We start from the raw sequence: 25,496 nt of genomic DNA on the forward strand, positions 1-25,496 counted from the left end.
CCCGCCTCAATGAACGGCCGGGCCGCCGGCGGCCCGGGCCAGCGTGTCGGAGGCGAGGATTTCCACCGCCGCGCCGTTGTGCAGCTTGATCTGGCCGGAGGTCACCACGCGCTCGCCCGGCTCGACGCCCTCGGCGAGCACGACGCGCCCGTCGACCCGCTCGCCGGTCTTCACGAACGCCTGGCGCACCGTGGCGGGCGCGCCGTCCTTGTCGGCCGGAACCACCACGTACACCGAATCGCCGTAGGCGCTGTAGCTCACCGCGGTTTCGGGCACCACGATGGCCTGCCTGCGCTCCGGCAGCGTGACTTTGCCCTGCGCGTACATGCCCGGCGCCAGCGCGCCGTCCGGGTTGGGCAGCGTGGCCTGCACACGCAGCGTGCGCGTGCCGGCATCCACCACGGGCTCGATGGTGGTAAGGCGGCCCGCGAAACGCCGCCCGCCATGGGCATCTACGGCGATGGATACCGGCATGCCCGGGCGCACCTGCGAAAGCGCGCGTTCCGGAAGCGTGAGGTTGGCGTACATGAAGGCCGTGTCCGTCAGCGAAACCAGCGGATCGCCCGCGCGCAGGAACTGGCCCAGCTCGACCTGGCGCACGCCGAGCCGGCCGTCGAACGGCGCCCGCACCCGCTTCTGTTCGATGAGCGCCTGCACGCGCCGGATCTCGGCTTCGATCTGCTGGTGGTCGGCCCGCGCCTGGTCGAACTGCTCGCGCGTGGCGGCCTGCTGCGGCAGCAGCCGGCGCGTGCGCTCCAGCACCGCGCGCGCATTGCGCGCTTGCGCCTGGAGCCGGGCCAGCTCGCCCTGCTCGGGCGCATCGTTGAGCTGGACCAGAAGCTGGCCGGCCCGGACCTGCTGCCCGGCCTCGAAAAGAATGCGCGCCACGCGCCCCTCCGCTTCCGCCGGCACCATCACCTGACGCGTGGCCTGCAGGCTGCCGATGCCGGGAATTTCGTTCGGCAGCACGGCCTGCCGCGCCGCCGCCACGGCCACCTTGACCGGCGGCATGGACCACCCCGGCTCCGCGTCCTGCGCCCCGGCCCGCGTGTATCCGTAAACGCAGGCGGCGCCTGCCGCCGCCACCGCCGCCAGGGCCAGCGCCCTCCGCTTCCCGTTCATGACATCGCCTCTCGTAATTATCAAAGAAATTGCTTTGATAATTAATGAAAAGCCCGGGGGTGTCAAAGATAGACACACGACATGGAGGGATTTACGGAGAGGCCGCGCCTGCCGCGGCGCACGGCGCGTTCAGGATTGCGGGTCGCCGAAAACGATGCGGCGGAAAAAGCCGCGCAGCACCGACTCGGTAAGCTCGGCCGTGACTTCCTGCGGATCGAACGAATAGTTGAACTGCATGCCGTCCGACAGCGCCAGCAGGCCCACGGCCAGCTCTTCGGCGGGCAGCGGCAGCGGCGTGCCCACGCGCTCGGAAAACTGGCGGATGTACGCGGTGGTGGCTTCGCGCAGTTCCCGCAGACAGGCCAGGTAGCCCGCCCGGAAATCGGGATCGCGCATGGCCTGCAGCTTGCCTTCCATCCAGAGCAGGAAGCAGCGGTTTTCGCGGTAGATCGTGCCGTAATAGTCCAGCACCCGGGCTTCCATCTGCGCGCGCGTAGCGCCTTCCTCAAAGATGGCCTGCATCTCGGCCATGACCTGTTCGTGGTCGCGGCGCAGCAATTGCAGGAACAGCTCGGACTTGCTGGTGAAATTGGAATAGAACGCGCCGCGCGTGTAGCCGGCCGATTCGGCAATGTCCTCGACGCTAGCCGCGGCGAACCCCTTGGCCAGGAATATCGATTGCGCGGCATCGAGCAGCCGCTGGCGCGTCTGGTCTCGGCTCTGCTCGCGGGTGAGGCGGACTTTGGACATGCGCGGATTCTAGCACCGGCGGGCATTTCAGATTCATTCTTGTATTTGAATACGATAGCGAATTAGAATTCAGCCTCGTATCGACCTGGCGGCGGCCCGCGCCGCCTTTCCGTTCCGATCTGGACGCCTTTCCGGCGCCGCGAGGTATTCCGTGTTCCGTTCTGGCCCCCGCGCGCCCCATCTGGCGCATTCCCCGGCCGTCCACCCGGCCGCAGCTCCGCTTCCCGGCGCCGGCCGCCGGTCCCGGGCCGCGCGCCTGGCGGCCGGCGCCGCGCTCATGCTGCTGCTTGCGGCCTGCGGACGCGAGCCCGCCGCCCCGCCGGCGCCGCGGCCGGTGGTCGCCATGCCCGCCCGGGCGGACGAGCGCCTGCCGGCCTGGACCCTGCCCGGCGAAGTGCAGGCCCGCTACAGCACGCCGCTGTCTTTCCGCGTGGGCGGCAAGATCGTGGAGCGGCTGGCGCGGCTGGGCGACACGGTGCAGGCGGGCCAAATCGTGGCGCGCCTGGACCCCGCCGATGCCGCCAAGAATGCCGCCAGCGCGCAAGCGCAACTGTCGGCCGCGCGCCACCAGCTCGAATACGCCACCCGGCAACTCAATCGCGACCGCGCGCAGGCGCGCGAGAACCTGATTCCGGCAACCCAGCTCGAACAGACCCGCAACGCCTATGCGTCGGCGCTGGCGCAGCGCGACCAGGCGGCCCAGCAGGCCGCGCTGGCGGCCGACCAGCTCGGCTACACCACGCTGCGCGCCGACCATGCCGGCGTCATCACCGCGGAACAGGCCGACACGGGCCAGAACGTGTCGGCAGGACAGCCCGTGTACACGCTGGCCTGGTCGGGCGCCGTCGACGCGCTGTGCGACGTACCCGAGAACATCCTGGCGCACCTCGCGCCCGGCCAGCGCGCCACGGTGACGCTGGCCCCGCTGCCGGACCGCAGCTTCAACGCCACGCTGCGCGAAATCGCGCCGGCAGCCGATCCGCAGAGCCGGACCTACCGCGTCAAGCTCACGCTGGAGAATCCCGACCCCGCGCTGCGGCTGGGCATGACGGCCAACATCAGCTTCGAGAACACCGCCGGTTCCGCGCAGCCCACCTTCACGCTGCCGGCCACCGCGCTGTTCCACCAGGGCGACGCGCCGGCGGTATGGGTGGTCAAGCCGGGCGACGACACGCTGGAACTGCGCCCGGTGCGGGTGCTGCGCTACGACGCCCGCACCGTCACCCTCTCGCAAGGCCTGAAAGACGGCGAGCGCGTGGTGTGGCAGGGCGTGCATGCCGTGAGCGCGGGCGAAAAAGTCCGGCCCGTGCCGCCGCTGCACCCCGAGGACTTCGCGTCATGAGCGCCGCCCTCCCCCCCGAGGGCGGCCACGCCGAAAGCGCGCACGCCGAAGGCCGCTTCAACCTGTCGGCCTGGGCGCTGCGGCACCAGCCGCTGGTCGTTTTCCTCATCACGCTGGTCACGCTGTTCGGCGTGCTGTCGTACTCGCGGCTGGCGCAGTCGGAAGACCCGCCCTTCACCTTCCGCGTCATGGTCATCAAGACGCTGTGGCCGGGCGCCACCGCGCGCCAGGTGCAGGAGCAGGTGACAGACCGCCTCGCCCGCAAGCTGCAGGAAACCCCCGACACCGATTTCCTGCGCAGTTATTCGCGCCCCGGCGAGTCGCTGATCTTCTTCACCATGAAGGATTCGGCGCCCGCCGGCCGCGTGGCCGACGAGTGGTACCAGGTGCGCAAGAAAGCGGGCGATATCGCCGCCACGCTGCCGCAGGGGGTGCAGGGCCCGTTCTTCAACGACGAGTTCGGCGACGTCTATACCAACATCTATACGCTGGAAGGCGACGGTTTTTCGCCGGCGCAGCTGCACGACTACGCCGACCGGCTGCGCACCGTTCTGCTGCGCGTGCCCGGCGTGGCCAAGGTTGACTATTTCGGCGACCAGCCCGAGCGCATCTACCTCGAGATCTCCAATACGCAGCTCACGCGGCTGGGCATTTCGCCCGCCCAGATCGCGGAAGCGGTCAACGGGCAGAACGCGGTTTCCAGCGCCGGTACGCTCACCACCGCGGACGACCGCGTCTTCGTGCGGCCGTCCGGCCAGTACCAGGACATGCGGGCCCTGCAGGAAACGCTGATCCGCGTGAACGGGCGCTCGATACGCCTGGGCGACATCGCCACGCTGCGCCGCGGCTACCAGGACCCGCCCGCCGAGCAGATGCGCCTGGCCGGCAAGCCCGTGCTGGGCATCGGCATCACCATGCAGCCGGGGCAGGACGTGGTCAAGCTGGGCCAGGCGCTGAAGCAGACCTTCGCCCGGCTCAAGGCCGGGCTGCCGGCCGGGCTGACGCTGGAAGAAGTGTCCAGCATGCCCGAGGCCGTGTCGGATTCGGTGGACGAATTTCTGCGTTCGGTGGCCGAGGCGGTGGCCATCGTGCTGCTGGTGAGCCTGGTGTCGCTCGGCCTGCGCACCGGCATGGTGGTGGTGATCTCCATACCCGTGGTGCTGGCGGTGACGGCCCTCTTCATGGACCTCTTCGGCATCGGGCTGCACAAGGTTTCGCTGGGCACGCTGGTGCTGGCGCTGGGCCTGCTGGTGGACGACGCCATCATCGCGGTGGAGATGATGGCGGTGAAGCTGGAACAGGGATGGAACCGCGCCCGCGCCGCGGCCTTCGCCTACACCAGCACCGCCTTCCCCATGCTGACCGGCACGCTGGTCACGGTAGCGGGCTTTCTGCCCATCGCGCTGGCCAAGTCCAGCACGGGCGAATACACGCGCTCCATTTTCGAAGTGTCGGCCATCGCGCTGGTTACCTCGTGGTTCGCGGCAGTGGTGCTGATTCCGCTTCTGGGTTTTCGCATCCTGCCCGAGCGCAAGCGCGAGACGCACCTGCCCGACCACCACGAGCACGACATCTACGACACGCGCTTCTACCGCCGCTTGCGCGGCTGGGTGGCGGCCTGCGTGGACCGCCGCTACCTGGTGCTGGGCGTCACGGTCCTGCTCTTTGCCGCCGCCATGGCGGCGTTCCGGCTGGTGCCCCAGCAGTTCTTTCCGAATTCCGACCGGCCCGAGCTGCTGCTGGACGTGCGCCTGCAGGAAGGCGCATCGTTCGAGGCCACGCTGCGCCAGGTGGAACGGCTGGAGCGGACGCTGTCCGGCCGCCCCGAGATCCGCCATCTCGTGAGTTTCGTGGGCACGGGCGCGCCGCGCTTCTACCTGCCGCTGGATCAGCAACTGCCCACGCCCAACTTCGCCCAGCTCGTCATCACCGCCAGGTCGGTAGAAGACCGCGAGCATCTTGCGCAGTGGCTGGGGCCGGTGCTGCGCGACCAATACTCCGCCATCCGCAGCCGCCTGTCGCGGCTCGAGAACGGCCCGCCCGTGGGCTTTCCGGTGCAGTTCCGCGTCAGCGGCGGCGAAATCGGCACGGTGCGCGAGGTGGCCGGGAAAGTGGCGGGCCTGATCCGCGCCGACGGCCGCGCCACCAACGTGCAGTTCGACTGGGACGAGCCCTCGCAGCGCAGCGCCCATTTCGAGATCGACCAGAAAAAGGCCCGCGACCTGGGCGTGAGCACCGCCGACATTTCCAGCTTCCTGGCGATGACGCTGTCGGGCTATGCCGTCACCCAGTACCGCGAGCGCGACAAGCTCATCAACGTGGAGCTGCGGGCCCCGCTCGGCGAGCGCGTGGACCCCGCCCGGCTCGAAACCCTGTCCATGCCCACGCCCAACGGCCCCGTGCCGCTGGGCAGCCTGGGCCACGTGCGCTACGGCCTGGAATACGCCGTGATCTGGGAACGCGACCGCCAGCCCACCATTACGGTGCAGGCCGACGTCAGGCCCGGCGCCGAAGGCATCGACGTCACCGAGGCCATCGACGCCCGCCTGCAAGACCTGCGCGGCTCGCTGCCGGTGGGCTACCGCATCGAGGTGGGCGGATCGGTGGAGGAAAGCGCCAAGGGGCAGTCTTCCATCAACGCCCAGATGCCCGTCATGATCGTCGCCGTGCTCACGCTGCTGATGATCCAGCTCCAGAGCTTCGCCCGCGTGCTCATGGTGGTGCTGACGGCCCCGCTCGGCCTGATCGGAGTGGTGGCGGCGCTGCTGCTGTTCGGCAAGCCCTTCGGTTTCGTGGCCATGCTGGGCGTAATCGCCATGTTCGGCATCATCATGCGCAACTCGGTCATTCTGGTGGACCAGATCGAGCAGGACATCCAGGCCGGGCACAAGCGCGTGGACGCCATCGTCGGCGCCACCGTGCGGCGCTTCCGGCCCATTACGCTGACGGCGGCGGCGGCCGTGCTGGCGCTGATCCCGCTGCTGCGCAGCAATTTCTTCGGCCCCATGGCCACCGCACTCATGGGCGGCATCACCAGCGCCACGGTGCTGACGCTGTTTTTCCTGCCGGCGCTCTACGCCGCATGGTTCCGCGTGCGGCACGAGGAGCGCGACGAGCCCGAAGGCGAGCCGCCGGGCGCGCGCGCCGCCGATACCGTGGAGCGAGGAACCTGAGCATGTCCGCATTCCGCCACATACGCCCCGCCCTGCCCGCGCTGCTGCTGGCGCTGGCCGCCTGCGCCTTCGCCCCGGACGGCAAGCCGCCCGCCATGGCGCTTTCCGGCCAGTACGGCGCAGAGCCGGCCCCTGCCTCGGCCGCCGCCGCGCAAGGCGTGGCGCAGCGCTTCGAACAGGGCGCGCGGCCCGTGCCCGAATGGTGGAAACGTTATGGCTCGCCCGCGCTCGACGCCATGGTCGAGGAAGGGCTGGCCAACAGCCCCGACCTGGCTTCGGCGCGGCACAGCCTGGACGCCGCCCGCGAACAGCTGCGCGGCCAGATCGGCGCCTCGCTGCTTCCCTCGGTGGACGCGGGCGGCGAAGTTTCGCGCCAGCGCGCGCTGGGCATGCCCATCCTGCCCGAGCCTACCGCGCTCTACAACATCTACACCGGCCGCATCCAGGCCCGCTACACGCTCGACCTGTTCGGCGCCGCGCGCTATGCCAACGCGGGCCAGGCCGCGCGCGTGGACCAGCAGGCCTTCCAGCTCGAAGCGGCGCGGCGCGCGCTGGCGGCCAATATCGTCACGGGCGCCATCCGGTCGGCCGCGCTGGCCGAGCGCGTCGCGCTGACCGAAAAACAGGCGGCGCTGGCGCGCCTGGTGGCCCGCGACGCGCAACGCCGCTACGAATTCGGGTCGGCCTCGCAAACCGAGGCGCTGGATGCCGACCAGGACGCGGCGGCGCTGGAAGCCGCCCTGCCCGGCCTGCGCGCGCAATGGCAGGCGTCCCGCCACGCGCTGGCCGTGCTCATGGGACGCCGCCCCGACCTGGCGCCGCCCGACCTGGCCTTCAGCACGCTGCGCGCGCCGGCCAGCGTGCCCGTCGCCGTGCCGTCCGACCTGCTGGCCTCGCGGCCGGACGTGCTGGGGGCGCAGGCCGTGCTGGAAGCCGCCGCCGCCGACGTGGGCCTGGCCACCGCGCAGCTCTTTCCCAGCCTGTCGCTGTCGGCGTCCATGGGCAAAGGCGGGTTCGACTGGCCCCAGGCCCTGTCGGGCGCGGGCTCGATCTGGAGCCTGGGCGCGTCGATCACGCAGCCGCTCTTTCATGGCGGCGCCCTGCTCGCCCAGCGGCGCGCCGCCCGGGATCTCTACGAGGCGGCGGCCGAGCAATACCGGCAGACCGTGCTCACGGCCTTGCGCAGCGTGGCCGACAGCCTGGCCGCGCTGGAGGCCGACGGAGCCGCGCTGGCCGCGGCCGAGGCATCGCGCAAGGCGGCGCAGCGCTCGTACGAGAACACGGCGGCCCGCGTGCGCCTGGGCGCGCTCGCGCCTTATACGGCGCATGCCAGCGAGCAGCATTATGTCCAGGCGCGCCTGCGGGAAGTGCAGTATGCGGAAGCCCGGCTCGCCGACACCGCCGCCCTGTTCCAGGCCATGGGCTCGCCGGTGGCCCCGCTCGCGCCGCTCGCCGCCGGCCAGCGGCGCTGAACCGGCCGGCGCGGCGGCGCGCGGTTCAGCCGCGGCCCAGCATGCGCTTGGCCAGGCTGACCGCTCCCAGCACCACTGCGCCGGCCGCCGCGCCGAACAGCATGTTCAGCGCCGTAGCGGCCACCCCGCCCCACAGGCCGCCGCCGGCGGCGCCGGCCACACGGTCGATGGCCTCGTGGACCGGCGCAATGCCGTGCACGAGAATGGCTCCGCCCACCATGAACATGGCGGCCGTACCCACCACCGAAAGCGTCTTCATGAGATAAGGCGCCAGGGCCACGATGCGGCCGCCCAGCCAGGCCGCCCCCGCTGTGCCCTTGCGGCTCAGGTACAGGCCCAGGTCGTCCAGCTTCACAATGGCCGCCACGAGCCCGTACACGCCGATCGTCATCGCGATGGCGATGCCCGACATGACCAGCACCTGCGTGAGAAAAGGCGCGCCCTCGACCGCTCCCAGCGTAATGGCGATGATCTCGGCCGACAGGATGAAATCGGTGCGCACCGCGCCTTTGATCTTCTGCCGCTCGAACGCCACCATGTCCACCGAGGCGTCGGCCAGGGCGCGGGCCCGCTCCGCCCGCTCGGCTTCCTCGCCATGGTCGAGGAACCGGTGCGCCAGCTTCTCCACGCCCTCGAAGCAGAGATAGGCGCCGCCCAGCATCAGCAGGGGCGTCACGCCCCATGGCGCGAATGCGCTGACCAGCAGCGCCAACGGCACCAGGATCAGCTTGTTCACGAACGATCCGCGGGCCACGGCCCAGACCACCGGCAGCTCGCGGTCGACCGGCACGCCGGTCACCTGCTGGGCATTGAGCGCCAGGTCGTCGCCCAGCACGCCGGCGGTTTTCCTGGCCGCCACCTTCGTCATGACGGAGACGTCGTCGAGCAGGGAAGCGATGTCGTCGAACAAGGCAAAGAAACTGCTGCCGGCCATGCGGGCCCTCCGGTGGACTGCGGCGCGCGGGCCGCGGATTCAAGCGTCGAGCATACGACACCGGCTGCCGGCCCGCGCGTCCGTGCATTGAGTTACAACTATTTCATTTATTGGCGCCAAGGCGGGTTGCGCAGCGGCCGGCTCGCGCAAATGGACCCCGGCCCCGCCGCGCCCGGCTTTGGCCGCTCTCTCCAATTTGAATTCAATTTTTCCCATGTTGTGGTCTTTTCAACCAAACATGCCTCAACTATCGGTAGATCGCCCTGGATCGTGAATGCCAATGAGCATTTCTTACATAAATGTTAATATGTGATATATTTGTAACAATACGGAGACAGTTCGGGGTTTCCACCTTTGCTGGCGGTTGCGAATGGCGCTCTACACACCCTTATCTTCCGGCATGTTGCCGGGCCGACAGACTGCCGCCATGCAGGCGGGCATCGCAACACGGGCCGGGGGCCCGCGCCTGCCGCGGCCCGGCGCGGCGGCGGAGCGCGGCCCGTGGTCAGCCCGCTGATCCCGGCCAGGCAGCGGCGGGCGGCCGCGCTGCCGCTGCTGACGGCGGCGCTTGCGCTGCTGGGCGCGGCGCTGGGCTGCGCGCTGGGCGACCGCATGGACACGGGCCGGACGGAGCAGGAGCTCCAGGCTTATAACTTCCAACTGCTGCAGCGCGCCGCCGCCGTGGCCGAGGAAGGGCGGCAGGTCCTCGAACGGTTCCGCCATGCCGCCGGCCCATGCTCCCCCGCCGACCTGGCACGCCTGCGCGAAGCGCTGTTCTATGCCCACTACCTCGGCGACATCGCCCGCGTGCGGGACGGCCGGCTTGCCTGTTCGGCCATCTGGGGCGCGCTCGGCGCGCCCGCCGAGCTGCCGCCCGGCGGCTTCCGCGACCCGCGCGGCTACCGCTTCTGGCGCGACACGGCCCATCCCATGGCGCCGTCGCTGCAAGGCGACATTGCCGCCAACGACACGATGGCGGTGTTCACCGCGCCCGATGCGTTCGACGGCTACCCGGCGCAGGACGGCCGCATCGGCTCCGTGCTGCTGACGCGCAACGGCCAGTATGTCTTTCGCCGCTTCCCGGAGCGGGCGGAATCCGCGGCGCCGGCCGGCGGGCTTTCGGCGGCCCTGTGGCCGGCGCTGCGGGCGCGCGAATGCGCCGCGCCGGGCGCCGGCGACATCTGCGCTCAGTCCCGCACCCGGCTGTCGGACCGCACCTACACGCTGATCCTGTCCATGGCGGGGCTGGCGATCGGCGCGCTGGCGGGCGTGGCGCTGGCGCTGCGCAACCAGCAGGCGAATTCGCTCACCGGGGCGCTGGGCGCGGCCATGCGGCGCGGAGAAATCCATCTGGTCTACCAGCCGGTGCGCGAACTGGCCAGCGGCCGCATGGTCGCCGTCGAGGCGCTGGCGCGCTGGACCCACCGCGACGTGGGGCCGATTCCGCCCCAGACTTTCGTGGCCTGGGCGGAGGCCACGGGCCTGGGCCGGGAATTCACGCGCTACGTGGTGCGCACCGCCATCCATGACCTGCGCGACCGCCTCACCGACGACTCCGGCTTCTACGTCACCATCAACGTCTCCGCCGGCGATATCGAAGACCCCGGCTTCCTGCCGTATCTGCGCGAAACCCTGATGGAGCATCGCGTCGCGCCGTCGCGCGTCGGGCTGGAGATTACCGAGTCGGCCACTTTCTCGGCCACGGATCCCGCGCTGGAATTGCGCAAGTACCGCCAGCTGGGCGTCAAGATCCTCATCGACGATTTCGGCGCAGGCTATTCGAATCTCAGCAATCTGGTGCGCTGGACCGTAGACGCCATCAAGCTGGACCGCCTGTTCATCGAATCCCTGCCCACGGTGAAGGCCGCCGGCAAGGTGCTGGACCAGGTGCTGGAAATGGCCCACCAGCTCGACCTGCGCCTGATCGCCGAGGGCCTGGAAACCGTGGAGCACGCGAACTACGTGCTGCAGCGCCTGCCCACCGCCTGCGGACAAGGCTGGCTGCTCGGGCGTCCTTGCGCGCTGCAGGATCTGCCGCGCTGAAGGCGCGCACGGCCTTCAGGCGGCCGCGCGCGCGCCGGCCGGGCGCAGCACCTGTCCCGGGCGGGCGCCGCTGGCCGCCCGGCCGTTCCAGACCAGCGTGCCGTTGACCCACACCGCCTCGATGCCTTCGCTGCGCCGCACCGGCTCGGCAAAGGTCGCCAGGTCGGCAACCGTGTCCGGGTCCAGCAGCACCAGGTCGGCATAGTGCCCGGCCTTCAGCAGCCCGCGGTCGGCCAGGCCGTACTGGCTCGCGGCCAGGCCGGTCATGCGGTGAATGGCCGCGGGCAGGCTGAGCGTCCCCTCTTCGCGCACCAGCCGGCGCAGCACCCGGGTGAAGGTGCCCCATTGGCGCGGATGGGGGTGCGGGTCGAACGGCAGGCCGTCCGACCCCACCATGGTGAGCGGGTGCTGGAAGATGCGGGTCACGTCGTCGGGCGACATGAGGAAATAGATGGCGCCCGCCGGCGCCAGCCGCGCCAGCGCGGCCTCGTCGTCCAGCCCGAGTTCGGCCTGCACCTCGCTGAAATCGCGGCCCGTCGCGGCCGGATACCCCTTGGACCAGGTAATCAGCGTCCGGCTGGCCAGGCGTGCGCGGTCCAGCCGCAGCATGGTGGAAGTGGCGGGATACGGATGGCAGTCCAGGCACACGGGCTGCCGCGCGGCCGCCCGGGTGATGAGCTCCAGGGTCTCGCGGCTGCGGCCGTGGTTGCGCTCGCCGGCCAGCTTGTGGTGCGAGAACACGACCCGCGCGCCCGTGGCGCGGCCGATCTCCAGCGCTTCTTCCATTGCCGGGACGATGTGGTCGGCCTCGTCGCGCAGATGCGTGGCGTAGATCGCGCCGCGGCCGGCCAGCGGCGCGCACACGTCGATGATCTCGTCGGTGGGCGCGGCCGCCGCCGGCGGATAGAACGTGCCGGTGGATACGCCGAAGGCGCCCGCCCGCATGGCCTCGTCCAGCAGCCCGGCCATCGCCTCGCGCTCGCGCGGCGTGGCCGCGCGCGCCGTGTCGTCCATGACCGCCACGCGCAGCGTGGTGTGGCCCACCAGCGCGATCACGTTGGTGGCGGCCGGCTGGGCTTGCAGGTGCGCGACCCAGTCGGCGAACGTGGCGAAGCGGAACAGCCCGGGCGGCCCCAGCAGGTCCAGGGGCTGCGGCACGGCGTCGCGCACCAGCGGCGCGAGGCTGATGCCGCAGTTGCCCGTGACCACCGTGGTAATGCCCTGCGACACCTTGGGCGTCATGTCGGGGTGCGCGAGCAGATAGCCGTCGTCATGCGTGTGCGAGTCGATGAAGCCCGGCGCCAGCACCTTGCCGCCCGCGTCCCTCGTGTTTGCGCCGGCGGGCGGCTGGAACTCGCCCACGGCGAGGATGCGCTGGTCCTGGATGGCGAGATTGCCCCGGACCGGCGCCCCGCCGGAACCGTCCACGATCAGGGCATTGGTGATGATGAGATCGGCTTGCATGCGTATGGCCGCGTTTGCGCTCAGTCCAGTTTCTCGATGCCGGCCGATTCGATGATGCCGCGCCATTTGGCGGTTTCGGCGTCGATCAGCTTCTTGAAGTCCGCCGGGCTTCCGCCCGCCGGTTCGGCGCCCAGCGCGGCCAGGCCCTGGCGCACCTCGGGGGCCTGCAGCGCCTTGACCAGCTCGGCATTGAGCTGCCGCACGACGGCATCGGGCGTGCCCCTGGGCGCCACCACCCCGCCCCAGGCCACCGTCTCGTAACCCTTGAGGCCCAGCTCGTCGATGGTGGGCACTTCCGGCAGCAGCGACAGCCGCTTCAGGCTGCTCACGCCCAGCGCGCGCACCTTGCCGCTCTTGATGAGCGGCACCGCTTCCGAGGAATTCACGAAAATGAAGTCGAGCCGGCCGCCCAGCAGGTCCTGGATGGCGGCGGGCCCGCCGTTGTAGGGGATGAACGTCACGTCGATCCCGGCCATGCTCTTGAAAAGCTCGCCGCCCATGTGGCCGGTGGTTCCCACGCCCGACGCGCCGTACGACATGCGGCCCGGCGCCGCCTTGGCGCGGCCGATCAGGTCCTGCACCGACTTCACCGGCGAGGCGGCGGGCACGATCAGCACGTTGTAGAGATCGAACAGGTGCGCCACCGGCGCGAGATCCTGGTCTACGTCGTACGGCAGCTTCTTGAAGAGCGAACGGTTCACCGCCAGCGTGTTGATATTGCCGTAGCCGATGGTGTAGCCGTCGGCGGCGGCGCGCTTGATGAGCGTGATGCCGATGTTGCCCGCGGCGCCCGGGCGGTTCTCGACCACCACATTGGCGCCGGTATCCTTGGACACCTGCGTGGTGACCAGGCGCGAGAGCACGTCGGGCGAGCCGCCCGCGGCGGACGGCACGACAAACGTGATGGGTTTCTCGGGAAAGGCGGCGTGGGCGGCGGCGCAGGCCAGCCCGGCTGCCAGGGCGGCCGCGCGCAGGCCGCGTTGAAGATGGCGGTTCATTCGTATTCCCCTGTTGTGGTTTGATACTGCGCCGGGCAGGTTATCACTGGCGCGGCGCCGCTCCCTCATCGAAAAATGTCCCGAACCTATAATCCGCCGTTATTGCCAGCAATCCCACAGCCAGAGACGAGCAGCCGGTATGCACGATGACGATTCCCCCTCGGCGCTGACGCCCGGCGGCAGCCGGCCCCTCAACCTGCGCCAGATCGAGGTGTTCCGCGCCATCATGATGTCGGGCTCGATCAGCGGCGCGGGCCGCATGCTCCATGTGTCCCAGCCCGCGGTGAGCCGCGTGCTCGCTCTTACCGAAAGCCGGCTGGGCTATGCGCTTTTCGAGCGCACGCGCAGCCGGCTCGTGCCCACGCCGGAAGCGCGCCGGCTGTATGGCGAAGTCGAGCAGGTCTATGGCGGCATCCAGCGCGTCAACGACCTGGCCGCCTCGCTCGCCCGCGACGGCGCGGGCATGCTGCGCGTGGTTTCCAGCGCCACCTTCGGCCAGCGCCTGGTGCCCCAGGCCCTGCTGCGCATGCGCCGGCGCAACGAGCGCAGCCGCATCGACTATCGCAGCGTCACCTATGACGAGTTGGCGGGGTATTTCCTCACCGGCCGCGCCGACGTTGGCCTGTCCATGTCGCCGCCGCAGCATCCCAACCTGAGCTCCACCCTGCTGGGAACCGTGCCCATCGTCTGCCTCGCGCCGCGCGGCCACGAACTGGCCGGACACGAGGTGGTGCACGCCGGCGACTTTTCCTGCGCGCAATGGATAGGCTATCCCCCCGACACGCCGCTGAGCCGGGCGCTGGCGCCCTTCTTCGGCGGCGAACCGGCCTGCGCGCCCGCGGTCGAAGTCCATTCGCCCGTCACGGCCTGCGCCTTCGTCCTGCAGGGCCTGGGACCGGCGCTGGTGGACCGCTGGTGCGTCACGCCCGAACTGGCCGGCCACGTCGAAATCCGGCCGGTCGAACCGCCCGCCCACGTGCAGATCTGGGCCACCCACACGAATCTGGCGCCGATTCCCCTGCTCGGCCGGCGCTTTCTCGAAGCCGTCTCGCAGGTGCTGGCCGACTAGGGGGCGCCGCCCCCGGCGTCCATCGAATTTTGTGCCACCGCCATAACGCCGCGCTATCGCCGGCAGCGCGCCGCTGCTCGAAAACCCAATGGCGGCGCGGACTTGCGCCCTGCCGGCGGCGCGGGCCCGGCCGCCGCGCGGCGGGTTTCGCCGCGGCGGCATAAACGGCATGCTTATGCCCGGACGGCCGGCGTTTCCATGCCGGCCGCAACCGCACACGCGAACACAGACGAAAAGGGACGCAAGCAATGAACGAAAAGGGGAAAGCCGGACGCCGCATCGGGCTGGCCGTGGCCCAGATGGGGCCGGTGCACCTGGCCGATACGCGCCGGCAGGTCGTGGCAAGGCTGGTGGAGATGCTGCGCGACGCGCACGGACGCGGCGCGGAGCTGGTGGTGTTTCCCGAGCTGGCGCTCACCACGTTTTTCCCGCGCTACTGGATGAGCGAGGAAGAAGCGCAGGCGCGCTTCTTCGAGGCCAGCATGCCCAATGCCGACACGCAGCCGCTCTTCGACGAGGCGCGCCGCCTGGGCGTGGGCTTTTATCTCGGCTATGCCGAACTGACGCCGCAGGGCGTGCCCTACAACACCGCCATCCTGGTCGACAGGGCCGGCGCCATTGTGGGACGCTACCGCAAGATCCACCTGCCGGGCCACGACGACCACAAGCCCGATGCGCCCTTCCAGCACCTGGAAAAGAAATTCTTCCGGGTCGGCGACGAGCCCTTCGGCGTATGGGACGCCATGGGCGCGCGCATCGGCATGTGCCTGTGCAATGACCGGCGCTGGCCCGAAACCTGGCGCGCCATGTCGCTGCAGAGCGCCGAGCTGGTGCTCCTGGGCTACAACACGCCCTCGCACAACATTCACTGGCCCGAGCCGGTGCACCTGCGCATGCACCACCACCTCATCACGCTGCAGGCCAGCGCCTACCAGAACTGCGTCTGGGCGGCCGCCGCCGCCAAGTGCGGCTCGGAAGACGGCCATCACATGATCGGGGGCTCGGTCATCGTCGCCCCCACCGGCGAGATCGCCGCGCAGACCGTGACCGAAGATGACGAAGTCATCGCGGCCCATGTCGACCTGGACCTGGCCGAGGCGTTCCGCCGCAACGTCTTCGACTTTGCGCGCCACCGGCGTCCCGAGCACTACGCGCTCATCACCGAGCGCACGGGCCCCGGCCCCGCGCTGCCGCGCAAGCCGCTGTAGCCCGCACGGGAAGCCCAAGCGAACCGCCCTCCGCAGCCGGACGACGATCCGGCCCGCGGGGGGCGGAGCAGGCGCCGCGCGTCCCCGGGGACGCGCGGCGCGCCGGCGCTCAGGCCCGGCTCAGTTGAGCACCCGGCCCTTGGTTTCCGGCAGCAGCAGCGCGGTCACGATCACGATGGCATAGGCCCCCGTGGCGAATGCGCCGATGGCCCAGGCCAGGCCGTGGGTCTGGCTCAGGAAACCGACCAGGCTCGGAAACAGCGCGCCGATGCCGCGCCCGAAGTTGTAGGCGAAGCCCTGGCCGTTGGCGCGCACCTCGGTGGGAAACAGCTCCGTCAGGTAGGCGCCGATGCCGCTGAAGATGCCCGAGGCGGCAAAACCCAGCGGGAAGCCCAGGATCAGCATCTGATCGTCGCTCAGGGGCACCAGCGTGTAGATGTAGACCGACAGGGCCGACAGCACCGAGAAAATCAGCAGATTGGCGCGCCGGCCCAGCTTGTCGGCCATGTAGGCGCCCGCGATGTAGCCGCAGAACGAGCCGAGGATGATCACCATCAGATAACCGCCGGTGCCCAGCACCGACAGATGCCGCTCGGTCTTCAGGAAGGTCGGCAGCCAGGTCGTGATGGCGTAATAGCCGCCCTGCACGCCCGTGCACAGCACGGCCGACACCAGCGTGGTCTTGATGAGTTCGGGCGAGAAGATCTTCCAGAACGACGGCTTTTCGGCGGACGCGTCCACCTTGGCGCGCGAACGCTGGAACACCTCGGGCTCCGGCACGTGCTTGCGGATGTAGAGCACCAGGAACGCGGGCGCCACGCCGATCCAGAAGAGCGAGCGCCAGGCCCACTCGGGCGGCAGCACCGAAAACGCCACCGTGTACAGAATGGCGGCCACGCCCCAGCCCACGGCCCAGCCGCTCTGCACCGTGCCCACCGCCTTGCCGCGGTGCTGCGCGCGCACGATCTCGCCCATCAGCACCGAGCCCACGGCCCATTCGCCGCCGAAGCCCAGCCCCTGCAGCGCCCTCAGCAGGAAAAGCTGCTCGAAATTCTGCGAGAAGCCGATGGCCACCGTGCAGATCGAGAACCACAGGATCGTGATCTGCAGCACGCGCACGCGCCCGTAGCGGTCGGCCAGGATGCCGGCCAGCCAGCCGCCCACGGCCGAGAACAGCAGCGTCACCGTGCCCAGCATGCCGGCCTGGCCTTTCTCGATGCCCCACAGGTTGATGAGCGTGGAAATCACGAAGGTGAACACCATGAAATCCAGCGCATCGATGGCCCAGCCGCCGAAAGCGCCGATGAAAGTGCGGCGCTCGGTAGGATTCAGTTCTCTATACCACTGCATGATCTGTCTCTTGAGTCGTTGTATGAAGACGGGCCCGCCAGGGCCCGCCAGAAAAGTCGCGACGCGTCATGCCGCCGGAAAGCCGTAGAGCCGCTGGGGGTTCTCCACCAGGATGCGGCGCCGCAGTTCGGCCTCGGGCGCCCATTGCGCGAGCTGGTTGCGCAGTCGGCCCGTATTCACCATGGGCGAGATGTGCACGTGCGGCCAGTCGCTGCCCCACACCATGCGGTCCGGCGCCGTCTCGATCAGCGCGCGCGCCCAGGGCGTCACGTCGGCATAGGCGTCGAACTGCGTGCCGATGCGGTACGCGCCCGAAAGCTTCACCCACCAGCCATGGTCGGCCACCATGTGCCGCAGCGCCTGGAAGCCCGGGCTCTGCAAGCCCTCGGCCACCGGCATGTGGCCCATGTGGTCCACCACGCCCGGCACCGGCAGCTTGCGCATGCGCGGCAGCAATTCCGGCAACTGGCGCGCGTCCATCAGGAACTGCATGTGCCAGCCCAGGTCCTTGATGCGGCTCGCCAGCGTCTCCATCGCGCCGAAGCCGATGCCGCCGCCGAACAGCACGTTGATGCGCAGCCCGCGCACGCCCGCCGCGTGCATGTCTTCCAGCTCGCGGTCCGTCACGTCGGGCCCCACCACGCCGATGCCCCGCAATTGATCCGGGTGGCGGCGCAGCACCTCCAGCATGTAGCGGTTGTCGGTGCCGTAGACGCTGATCTGCACCAGCACCCCGCGCGACATGCCCTGCGTCCCGAGCATGTCCAGGTACATGGACTCCGTGGCCGGATGCGGCGTATAGGTGCGCTCCGGCACCATGGGATAGGCCGCCGCATCGTCGGCCACCACGTGAGCGTGCGTATCGCAGGCGCCCGGCGGAATCTCGAACGCGGCGGGCTCCTGTTGCGACAGCGGCAGCGGCGCCAGGCAATAGGGCACGTCCGCGTCCGGGCGCGGTCGGATGTCAGTCATGATTTGTCTCCATGGAAATTACCTGCGACGGCTCAGTCTTTGCGCCTGCGCGCGCGCGGCGCGCCGTCGGAAGAGAAAGAAGGGGCGGCGGGCGTCGCGGCCGCCGGGGCGCCGTGCCGCAGGCCGAGGCGGTCCATGGCGCGCAGCAGGTGCGACACTGCCGCCGCGCGCGCCATCACCGCGTCGCGCGCCTCGATGGCCTCGAAGATCGCCACGTGCTCGCGATGCACCTGTTCCGGCAGGCCGGGCTCGCGCTGCGTGTTCTCGCGCGCGGTGCGCACCGTCTGGTAGAGCTGGGTATTGAGGTATTGCAGCAGCCGCAGGTGATATTTATTGCCGCAGGCCGCCGCGATGCGCGCATGGAACTCGATGTCGGCCGCGCTGCTGCCCGCGTCGCGCAGCCCGCTTTCCAGGCGCGCCAGGATCGCCGCCAGCGCGTCCACGTCGGCCTGGCTGCGGCGCTCCGCCGCCAGCGCGGCCACCGCGCTTTCCAGATCGAGCCGCAGCTCGTAGATCGCGGCCAGCTCGGCCGCGTCCAGTTCCTGTCGCCGGGGCAGCTGGAACCCCGTCTCCGGCGTCGTGGCCCGCACGATGCAGCCCACCCCTTGCCGGCTTTCGATATACCCGTGCGCCCGCAGATGCTCGGTGACCTCGCGGATCACCATCGTGCTCACCCCATATGTCGCCGCCAGCTGCTTGCCCGTCGGCAGGCGCTCGCCCAGCGCATACTCGCCGCGCGCGATCCGGCCCAGCAGATCATCCAGGACCTGCCCGGTCAAAGTGCGGGGCCGCTTCAGCTTGAGCATAATGGGGCGGCATCTTACGTCTTCTTATTTTCATAAAACAGCGGGAAAACCCTTATCATCTCCGCGGACGCTCGCCTCCCCGGCCGATCTCCCCCGCGCGCCCGCTCCTGCGGAATACCGCCGCGACACGCCGGCGAATCGTCCACGCTCCGGACGCAGCCGGCGCAAATTCCGCCGCGGCCCTTTCCGGCAGGCATGGCTCGCGCTTAGACTGCCCGGCATCGACATCGCCCGGAATCGCTCGTGGAACACCGCCTGCACAAACCCATCGGCGTCTTCGACGCCGGCATCGGCAGCTATGCCATCGTCCAGGAAATCCAGCGCGCCCATCCCGCGCAAGACCTGCTCTACCTCGCCGACCGCGCCAGCTTTCCCTACGGAAGCAAAACCAAAGACGAGCTCGCGGCCGCGGTGCTGGCCGCCATCGAAGCGCTGGCCGCGCGCGGCGCCGCCGCCGTCGTGCTGGCCTCCAACGCGCCTTCGGTGGTGGTGCTGGACACGCTGCAAGACCGGCTGCCCTTGCCCGTGGTGGGCGTCTACCCGCCCGTGCGGGAGGCGCTGCGCGCCTCCCGCAGCGGCCACGTCGCCGTGCTCGGCGTACAGTCGCTCGTGTCCAGCGCGGAAATCCAGGCTTACATCCGGCGCGAAGCCGCGGGCGCCCGCGTCGAAACCGCCAACGCCTCGCCGCTGGTGGAACACGTCGAAAACGGCGACTTCCTCGCCCGCCCCGCGCCCACCCAGGCCGCCGTGGACCGCTACATGGCGGACCTGCGGCGGCGCTGGCCAGACGTGGACGCCTGCACCCTGTCGTCCACCCACCTGCCCTGGCTGCGGCCATACTTCGAACGGGCCGCGCCCGGCATGCATTTCATCGACCCCGCCCAAAGCGTGGTGGAACAACTGCGCCCCCGCTTCTCCCAGGGCCAAGGCCGCGTCGTCTGCCTGGCCACCGAATCTGCGGCCCATCCGCTCTCGGGATTGCAGGCCATGCTGGATACGCTGGGGGTGCGGTTGAAGCCGGAGTTGATCTCACTTCAATAAATCTCTGGCCATGAGCATGGCCTCGGGAATGTCTCGACATCGCGTAGACAACCTTTTCGCCGGCCATCGCTCGCATTCGAGCCACCTTTCGCATTACTCCGGTCAAGGGGTCGCGGCTCTTACTATTCGGGCTCGGCGCCAAGTTCAAGCCCTTGTATAGCCCACCCACCACGCCTTCCGTCTCGCCCGGAACAAGAAGTAATGTGTCCGGAACACCGACAAAAGCCAATACCTCACCCCTCATCAAATCCTGCGTCCACATCAGGGCACGCTTCTGGGGCCGGCACGGATACCCGTGCGGAAGGCGTGGAACCTTGATGACAACGGAAACCCTGGATGCATTGGGAATCGTCGCCGCACGGTGAGCAGGAAAACGTCAGCAAACCGGATTTCGCCATGAGCAGAGCGCCCTCTTCCAGTAAGCAATGGCAGCTCACCCCTTCACCACGAGAAATAAAACATCCCCTTCGCCAGCACCAGAATCGCCGCCATATGGCACAGCACGCTGACGTGCAGCCGCTCGCGCAAGGCGTTGCCCAGGCGGTTGCGATGCGACAGGGTGAGCGCCGTGACGACGTGCGCCAGCACGCTCACGGCCAGCACGATCTTGAGGGCGAGCAGCGCGGCGAAAGAGGAGCTGGCGGGATGCGCGAGCGCCGCGCGGTACTGCCACGCCAGGTCCAGCCCGGCGAGGTACAGCGCCAGCACGGCCCAGGGCAGCACGGCGCGCACGCGCGGGCCCAGTTGCCGGCCCAGCGCCTTGCGCACCTCGGCGGGCAGGCGCTTTTGCACGGGTTCGAGAAACAGCACCTCGAACGCCACCGTGCCCACGAACAAGACGGCGGCAAACAGGTGAATGATGAGCAGCAGCGGATAGGTCATGCGGGTGTCTCCTGTGGATGACGGCGGCGGCGCGGCCCGCGGTCGGCCCGCCGGAACTTACGATAGCTTCAAATCATCCGTCCGCCCCTGCCGGGCCCGGCATGACCTGGATCAATCCCGCGCGCACGAAAGGGGCCGGGCCGCGGGTGCCGGCCTCTGACGTTGCCCTCTGACTCCGGCCCCTGGCGCTGCCGCCCGGCCCGAAAAGCGGAATAATGGCAGGCACCTTTCCCGCCACGGAGCCGCCATGACCTCCACCGCCGATTCCGGCCGTCCGCTGCCCGACGCGCTGCCGCCGGGCGTGCATGCTTACGGCCACAGCCCGGTATTCACGCCGGAAACCCTCCCCGACGCCCTGAAAGCGGGCCACACGATCAAGGCCGGCACCTGGGGGCTGCTTGAAGTCCGGGAGGGCGCCCTGCGCTTCGTGCTGGACGATCCGCCCCACACCGAAGTGGTGCTGACGGCCGGCCAGCAGATCGTCATCGAGCCGGAAGTGCGGCATCACGTCGCGTTCGAGCAGCCGGGCAGCTTCCAGATCACGTTCTGCAGAGCGTAGGCGCGCCGAAGGGGCTTCTCCCCCCGGCCGGCCGCGCCGCGAGCGGTCCCCCGCCCGAGGGGAAGGACGCATGCCGGGTTGACAAGCCCGGCGCCGCATCGGCAATAATAACGATTACTATTTATGAAAATAGTATGCGTGTGCAATGCCCTGGCGCCCCGGCTTCCGGCCCCCACGGCTTCATCGAAAGGCCCGATCCTGATGAGTACGCCGGAATGCGTCTCCCCCTCTGCCGTCGAAACGCTGTATAGCGACCATCACTCCTGGCTCAGGCGATGGCTGCACCGCCGCCTGGGCAATGCGGAGCAGGCGGCCGACCTGGCGCACGACACCTTCACCCGCCTGCTCAGCACCGACCGCATGCCCGCGCGGCTGGACGAGCCGCGCGCTTTTCTCACCACGGTCGCGCAGCGCCTGGTGTCCAACCACTGGCGCCGCGAAAAGCTCGAGCGCGCCTACCTGGAAGCGCTCAGCCGCATGCCCGAGCCCGCCGCGTGCTCGCCGGAAGCGCGGGCCATCGTGCTGGAAACCCTGATCGAACTCGACCGCCTGCTCGACGGCCTGCCCGCCATCGTGCGGCGCGCTTTCCTGATGTCGCAGCTCGACGGCCAGACCCATGCGCAGGTCGCCGAAGCGCTGGGCCTCTCGATTCCCACCGTCAAGCGCTATCTCGTCAAGGCGCTGCAACGCTGCTATTTTGCGGATCTCTCTTTTACGGGATGATCCCTGCCTTGGCCGCCTCCTCCTGGTACCGCAGCACCCGCGACGCCGCCGCCGTTTCCCCGGAGGTGGCGGAACGCGCGCTCGAATGGCTGCTGGAGCTGCAGGGCGAGCCCGTGCCGCCCGAGACCATGCAAGCCTGGCGCCGCTGGCGCGCCGCGCATCCCGACCACGAGCGCGCATGGCGGCGCATCGAGTCGGTGCGCGGCTCGCTGCAGCCGCTGGCCTCGCCGCTGAGCGCCGCCGCGGCGCAGGCCGCCCTGGCCCCTTCCGGCTCCCGCAACCGCCGCCGCGCCCTGAAGACACTGGCCCTGGCGGCATTCGCCGGCAGCGGCGCGTGGGGCGTGCGCGAGCACACGGTTTGGTGGCGCGCATGGACCTCCGACTACCGGACGGCGGTGGGCGAACACCGCAATCTGCTCCTGCCCGACGGCACGCGGCTCGTGTTGAACACGGGCAGCGCCATCGACCTGCGCTTCAGCGACGCCGAACGCCGCGTCGTGCTGGTGACGGGCGAAATCTTCATCGCCACCGCCGCCGACGCCCATGCGCCCGCCCGGCCCTTCCTGGTCGAGACGGCGCAGGGCACGGCGCTCGCGCTGGGCACGCGCTACACGGTGCGCCAGCGCGAGCGCGATACCGATATCAGCGTGTTCGAGGGCGCGGTGCAGATCCAGCCGCGGCAGCGCGGCGCCGCGGCGCTGATCCTGCAAGCGGGCCGGCGCACGCGCTACACGGCACAGGCCGTGGCGGCTTCCGAGGCCGCCGATGAAGCCAGCGCCGCCTGGAAGGAAGGCTTCATCGTGGCGCGCGGCATGCGGCTGGACGATTTCCTGGCCGAACTCGGGCGCTACAGCCGCGACGCCCTCTCGTGCGACCCTGCCGTGGCAGGGTTGCGCGTTTCCGGCTCGTTTCCGGTACGCGACGCGCGCGCCGTGCTGGCCGCGCTAAGCGCCACGCTGGATCTGCGCGTGGACGAGCGCGACGCATTCTGGCGCGGGCGGACCCTGCGCCTGGCGCCGGCGGCGCGCGCCCCGGGCTGAGAGGCAGTTACAAAAAAGCGGGCGCCAGGCTGATCCGTTTTCTTGTCTCGGGTGTCAGGGGGAATGAAAACCTCCGTTCATTCCCTTGAAAGGCCCGTTCATGAAACTCCGTCGCGCGCCCCGTCGCCCGTCTGCCCGACTTCTCCGACGCACCGCCGCGGCGCGGCTGGCCGGGCAGCTCGCCCTCGGCGCCCTCGCCGCTCCGCTCGCCTGGGCGCCCGCCTCCGCCCTGGCCCAGACCGCCCACACTCGCCAGTACGACATTCCGCCCGGCCCGCTGGAAGACGTGCTGAGCCGCTATGGCCGCGAAGCCGGCATCATGCTGTCGTTCCGGCCCGAAACCACCGCCGGCCTGCAAAGCGGCGGCCTGCGGGGCGCCTATACCGCGCGCGGCGGATTGGACGCGCTGCTGGCCCGCACCGGCATCCAGGTGCGCATGCAGCCCAGCGGCGGCTACGTGCTGGAACGCCCCGCGGCGGGCGGCGGGGTCGCGGTGCTGCCCGCGGTGACGGTCAGCGCCGCTGGCGTCGCGGGCGGCCTGCCCGAGGCCTATGCCGGCGGCCTGGTGGCGCGCGGCGGCGGCCTGGGCGTGCTCGGCACCGCCGACGCGATGGACGTGCCCTTCAGCACCACCAACTACACTGCCCAAGCCATGCAGGACCTGCAGGCGCGCACCCTGGCCGATGTGGTGGTCAACGAGTCGTCGGTGCGCATGCTGACCTCCACCGCCGGCTTCGGCGAAGACTTCCAGATCCGCGGCTACACCGTGCCCAGCGGCGACGTGGGCCTGAACGGTCTCTATGGCCTGACCTCGGCCAGCCGCATGCCGGCCGTCATCATGGAACGCGTCGAAGTGCTCAAGGGCCCCGGCACGCTGATGAACGGCATCGGCCCCAACGGCAGCGTGGGCGGCGGCATCAACATCGTCACCAAGCGCGCCGGCGACGACCCGCTCACGCGCCTCACGGCCACCTACGAGAACAAATCGCAGCTGGGCAGCCAGCTCGACATGGGACGCCGCTTCGGCCCGAACAATGAATGGGGCATACGCGTCAACGGCTCGTACCGCAACGGCCGGACCGCCATCGACGACGGCAGCCAGCGCCAGGGCGTGGGCGCGCTGGCGCTGGACTATCGCGGCCAGAAACTGCGCTGGTCGCTCGATGCCTATACCCAGCAGGAACGCACCGACAACTTCCGCCCGCAGATCGGTTTCCAGTCTTCGGTGGACGAGCTGCCTTCGCCGCCCTCGGGCCATCGCAATTTCTACCCGGGCACCCGGCTGGAGATCGAAGACGCCACGGTGGCGACCCGGCTCGAGTACGACATCACCGACAAGCTGATGGTGTACGGCGCCGCGGGCTATCGCTACGGCACCGCCGAACAGACCTTCCCTTCGGGCCCGGTCGACGAGGACGGCAACTTCACGGTCCGCAACGCTTATTACGACTCCTATTCGCGCACCTCCACGGGCGACGTCGGTCTGCGCGCGAAATTCGACGCCTGGGGCGTGAGGCACGCCGTCACGCTGGGCGCCACCCGGCTGGACCAGGAGGCGGGCAACTTCTACGTGACCTCGGCCGGCACCGCGCCGTCCAACATCTACCGCCCGTCGGACCTGCCGGAAGTGACCGCCCACCGCGGCTCGCCCAGCAAGGCTTCCGACACCGCGCTGACCAGTTACACGCTGACCGACACCCTGTCGTTCGCGGACGACCGGCTGCTCATCACCGGCGGCCTGCGCAAGCAGCGGGTGGCGCTGGACAACTACTCCACGGCCACCGGCGCGCGCACGTCCTCGTATGACGAAAGCGCCATCTCGCCCCTGGCCGGCATCGTATTCAAGCCGGTTTCCAATGTCTCCCTCTACGGCAACTTCACCGCGGGCCTGACGCGCGGCGGCATCGCGCCCGCCACCGCCGCCAACGCGGGCCAGGTGTTCGCGCCGTACAAGTCCAAGCAGTACGAGGCCGGCGTCAAGGTCGACTGGGGCAGCGTCATGACCAGCGTCTCGGTCTTCCAGATCACGCGGCCGAACGCCATGACGGACCCGGCCACCAACATCTACAGCTTCGACGGCGAGCAGCGCAACCGCGGCCTGGAACTGGCGGCCTACGGCGAAGTGGCGCGCGGGCTGCGGATGATGGCCAGCGCCACCTTCTACGAGGCCAGGCTCACCCGCACCGCGGGCGGCGCCAACGACGGCAACAAGGCCAACGGCGTGCCCAGCGGAACGTTCAACCTGGGCGTGGACTGGGACACGCCATGGGTGCCGGGCCTGAGCCTGAACGCGCGCATCATCCACACGGCGTCTTCCTACTTCAACGCGGCCAACACCATCACCCTGCCGTCCTGGACCCGCTACGACGTGGGCGCGCGCTACGCCACCCGCATCCTGGGCAAGTCGGTGGTCTTCCGCGCCAACGTGGAAAACCTCTTCGACAAGGACTATTGGCTCGCCAGCGGCACCTACGCCACCGTGGCCGCGCCGCGCACCGTGCTGCTGTCGGCGCAGATCGACTTCTGAGGGCGGGGCGGACGCGGCGCC

At 69.8% G+C, this 25,496-nt stretch carries 20 protein-coding genes; 11 read left to right on the forward strand and 9 right to left on the reverse strand.

The window, feature by feature from the left end:
• Positions 1–6 precede the first annotated feature (6 nt).
• Together NGJ44_RS17955 and NGJ44_RS17960 are read right to left on the reverse strand one after the other, a co-directional pair.
• Positions 7–1,122, reverse strand: coding sequence for an efflux RND transporter periplasmic adaptor subunit (locus NGJ44_RS17955; protein ID WP_251864827.1), 1,116 nt, complete (start codon positions 1,120–1,122; stop codon positions 7–9).
• A 129-nt stretch (positions 1,123–1,251) separates the two neighbouring features.
• Positions 1,252–1,872: a TetR/AcrR family transcriptional regulator gene (locus NGJ44_RS17960; protein WP_251864830.1), complete on the reverse strand. Its 621-nt coding sequence runs from the start codon at positions 1,870–1,872 to the stop codon at positions 1,252–1,254.
• Between the two features lie 277 nt (positions 1,873–2,149).
• On the opposite strand from NGJ44_RS17960, the gene NGJ44_RS17965 reads away from it, so the two are divergent.
• The 3 genes from NGJ44_RS17965 to NGJ44_RS17975 are packed head-to-tail and all read left to right on the forward strand — an operon-like array spanning position 2,150 to position 7,859.
• Positions 2,150–3,214 (forward strand): efflux RND transporter periplasmic adaptor subunit, encoded by a 1,065-nt coding sequence (locus tag NGJ44_RS17965; RefSeq protein ID WP_251864832.1) that lies wholly within the window; start codon positions 2,150–2,152, stop codon positions 3,212–3,214.
• Entirely contained in the window at positions 3,211–6,387 is a 3,177-nt protein-coding gene (locus NGJ44_RS17970; RefSeq protein ID WP_053246539.1) for an efflux RND transporter permease subunit, read from the forward strand. The genes NGJ44_RS17965 and NGJ44_RS17970 overlap by 4 nt, the downstream gene beginning before the upstream one ends.
• A 2-nt stretch (positions 6,388–6,389) precedes the next feature.
• A complete protein-coding gene (locus tag NGJ44_RS17975) occupies positions 6,390–7,859 on the forward strand; it encodes an efflux transporter outer membrane subunit (RefSeq protein WP_251864833.1) in 1,470 nt (489 codons plus the stop codon).
• Between the two features lie 25 nt (positions 7,860–7,884).
• Here NGJ44_RS17975 and NGJ44_RS17980 read toward each other — a convergent pair whose 3' ends face one another.
• A complete protein-coding gene (locus NGJ44_RS17980) occupies positions 7,885–8,793 on the reverse strand; it encodes a DUF808 domain-containing protein (protein WP_251864836.1) in 909 nt (302 codons plus the stop codon).
• A 501-nt stretch (positions 8,794–9,294) separates the two neighbouring features.
• On the opposite strand from NGJ44_RS17980, the gene NGJ44_RS17985 reads away from it, so the two are divergent.
• Positions 9,295–10,836, forward strand: coding sequence for an EAL domain-containing protein (locus tag NGJ44_RS17985; protein WP_251864837.1), 1,542 nt, complete (start codon positions 9,295–9,297; stop codon positions 10,834–10,836).
• Between the two features lie 15 nt (positions 10,837–10,851).
• Here the strand turns inward: NGJ44_RS17985 and NGJ44_RS17990 are convergent, their stop codons facing one another.
• Together NGJ44_RS17990 and NGJ44_RS17995 are read right to left on the reverse strand one after the other, a co-directional pair.
• Positions 10,852–12,300, reverse strand: coding sequence for an N-acyl-D-amino-acid deacylase family protein (locus NGJ44_RS17990; RefSeq protein ID WP_251864839.1), 1,449 nt, complete (start codon positions 12,298–12,300; stop codon positions 10,852–10,854).
• 20 nt (positions 12,301–12,320) lie between these two features.
• Positions 12,321–13,298 (reverse strand): Bug family tripartite tricarboxylate transporter substrate binding protein, encoded by a 978-nt coding sequence (locus NGJ44_RS17995; RefSeq protein WP_053244839.1) that lies wholly within the window; start codon positions 13,296–13,298, stop codon positions 12,321–12,323.
• A gap of 139 nt (positions 13,299–13,437) precedes the next feature.
• Here NGJ44_RS17995 and NGJ44_RS18000 point away from each other — a divergent pair, with 139 nt between their 5' ends.
• Together NGJ44_RS18000 and NGJ44_RS18005 are read left to right on the forward strand one after the other, a co-directional pair.
• Positions 13,438–14,367: a LysR family transcriptional regulator gene (locus NGJ44_RS18000; RefSeq protein ID WP_251864841.1), complete on the forward strand. Its 930-nt coding sequence runs from the start codon at positions 13,438–13,440 to the stop codon at positions 14,365–14,367.
• Positions 14,368–14,615: 248 nt separating this feature from the next.
• Positions 14,616–15,575 carry an N-carbamoyl-D-amino-acid hydrolase gene (locus tag NGJ44_RS18005; RefSeq protein WP_053245402.1) on the forward strand — a complete coding sequence of 320 codons (960 nt, stop codon included), beginning with the start codon at positions 14,616–14,618 and terminating at the stop codon, positions 15,573–15,575.
• A 120-nt stretch (positions 15,576–15,695) separates the two neighbouring features.
• Here NGJ44_RS18005 and NGJ44_RS18010 read toward each other — a convergent pair whose 3' ends face one another.
• From NGJ44_RS18010 to NGJ44_RS18020, 3 genes are all read right to left on the reverse strand, one after another.
• Positions 15,696–16,925, reverse strand: coding sequence for an MFS transporter (locus NGJ44_RS18010; protein ID WP_251864843.1), 1,230 nt, complete (start codon positions 16,923–16,925; stop codon positions 15,696–15,698).
• A gap of 66 nt (positions 16,926–16,991) precedes the next feature.
• A complete protein-coding gene (locus NGJ44_RS18015; protein WP_053244841.1) occupies positions 16,992–17,897 on the reverse strand; it encodes an amidohydrolase family protein in 906 nt (301 codons plus the stop codon).
• Positions 17,898–17,929: 32 nt separating this feature from the next.
• Complete coding sequence (locus NGJ44_RS18020; RefSeq protein WP_502802142.1) at positions 17,930–18,703, reverse strand: FadR/GntR family transcriptional regulator; 774 nt, start codon at positions 18,701–18,703, stop codon at positions 17,930–17,932.
• Between the two features lie 243 nt (positions 18,704–18,946).
• Between NGJ44_RS18020 and NGJ44_RS18025 the strand changes: the two genes are divergently transcribed.
• On the forward strand, positions 18,947–19,744 hold the full coding sequence (locus tag NGJ44_RS18025; protein WP_251864848.1) for a glutamate racemase: 798 nt from the start codon (positions 18,947–18,949) through the stop codon (positions 19,742–19,744).
• Positions 19,745–20,185: 441 nt separating this feature from the next.
• Here the strand turns inward: NGJ44_RS18025 and NGJ44_RS18030 are convergent, their stop codons facing one another.
• The gene (locus NGJ44_RS18030; RefSeq protein ID WP_251864850.1) at positions 20,186–20,626 is read right to left on the reverse strand and encodes a CopD family copper resistance protein; all 441 of its coding nucleotides are present in this window, start codon (positions 20,624–20,626) and stop codon (positions 20,186–20,188) included.
• Positions 20,627–20,873: 247 nt separating this feature from the next.
• On the opposite strand from NGJ44_RS18030, the gene NGJ44_RS18035 reads away from it, so the two are divergent.
• The 4 genes from NGJ44_RS18035 to NGJ44_RS18050 all read left to right on the forward strand — a co-directional run bounded on the left by NGJ44_RS18035 (position 20,874) and on the right by NGJ44_RS18050 (position 25,475).
• On the forward strand, positions 20,874–21,185 hold the full coding sequence (locus NGJ44_RS18035) for a TehB family protein (RefSeq protein ID WP_053244842.1): 312 nt from the start codon (positions 20,874–20,876) through the stop codon (positions 21,183–21,185).
• Positions 21,186–21,386: 201 nt separating this feature from the next.
• A complete protein-coding gene (locus NGJ44_RS18040; protein WP_053244843.1) occupies positions 21,387–21,908 on the forward strand; it encodes a sigma-70 family RNA polymerase sigma factor in 522 nt (173 codons plus the stop codon).
• 8 nt (positions 21,909–21,916) lie between these two features.
• The gene (locus NGJ44_RS18045; RefSeq protein ID WP_251864852.1) at positions 21,917–22,948 is read left to right on the forward strand and encodes a FecR domain-containing protein; all 1,032 of its coding nucleotides are present in this window, start codon (positions 21,917–21,919) and stop codon (positions 22,946–22,948) included.
• A gap of 100 nt (positions 22,949–23,048) precedes the next feature.
• The gene (locus NGJ44_RS18050; protein WP_251864854.1) at positions 23,049–25,475 is read left to right on the forward strand and encodes a TonB-dependent receptor; all 2,427 of its coding nucleotides are present in this window, start codon (positions 23,049–23,051) and stop codon (positions 25,473–25,475) included.
• Positions 25,476–25,496 lie beyond the last annotated feature (21 nt).

This window comes from Achromobacter sp. Marseille-Q4962 (assembly GCF_943737005.1).
GTDB lineage: Bacteria > Pseudomonadota > Gammaproteobacteria > Burkholderiales > Burkholderiaceae_B > Achromobacter.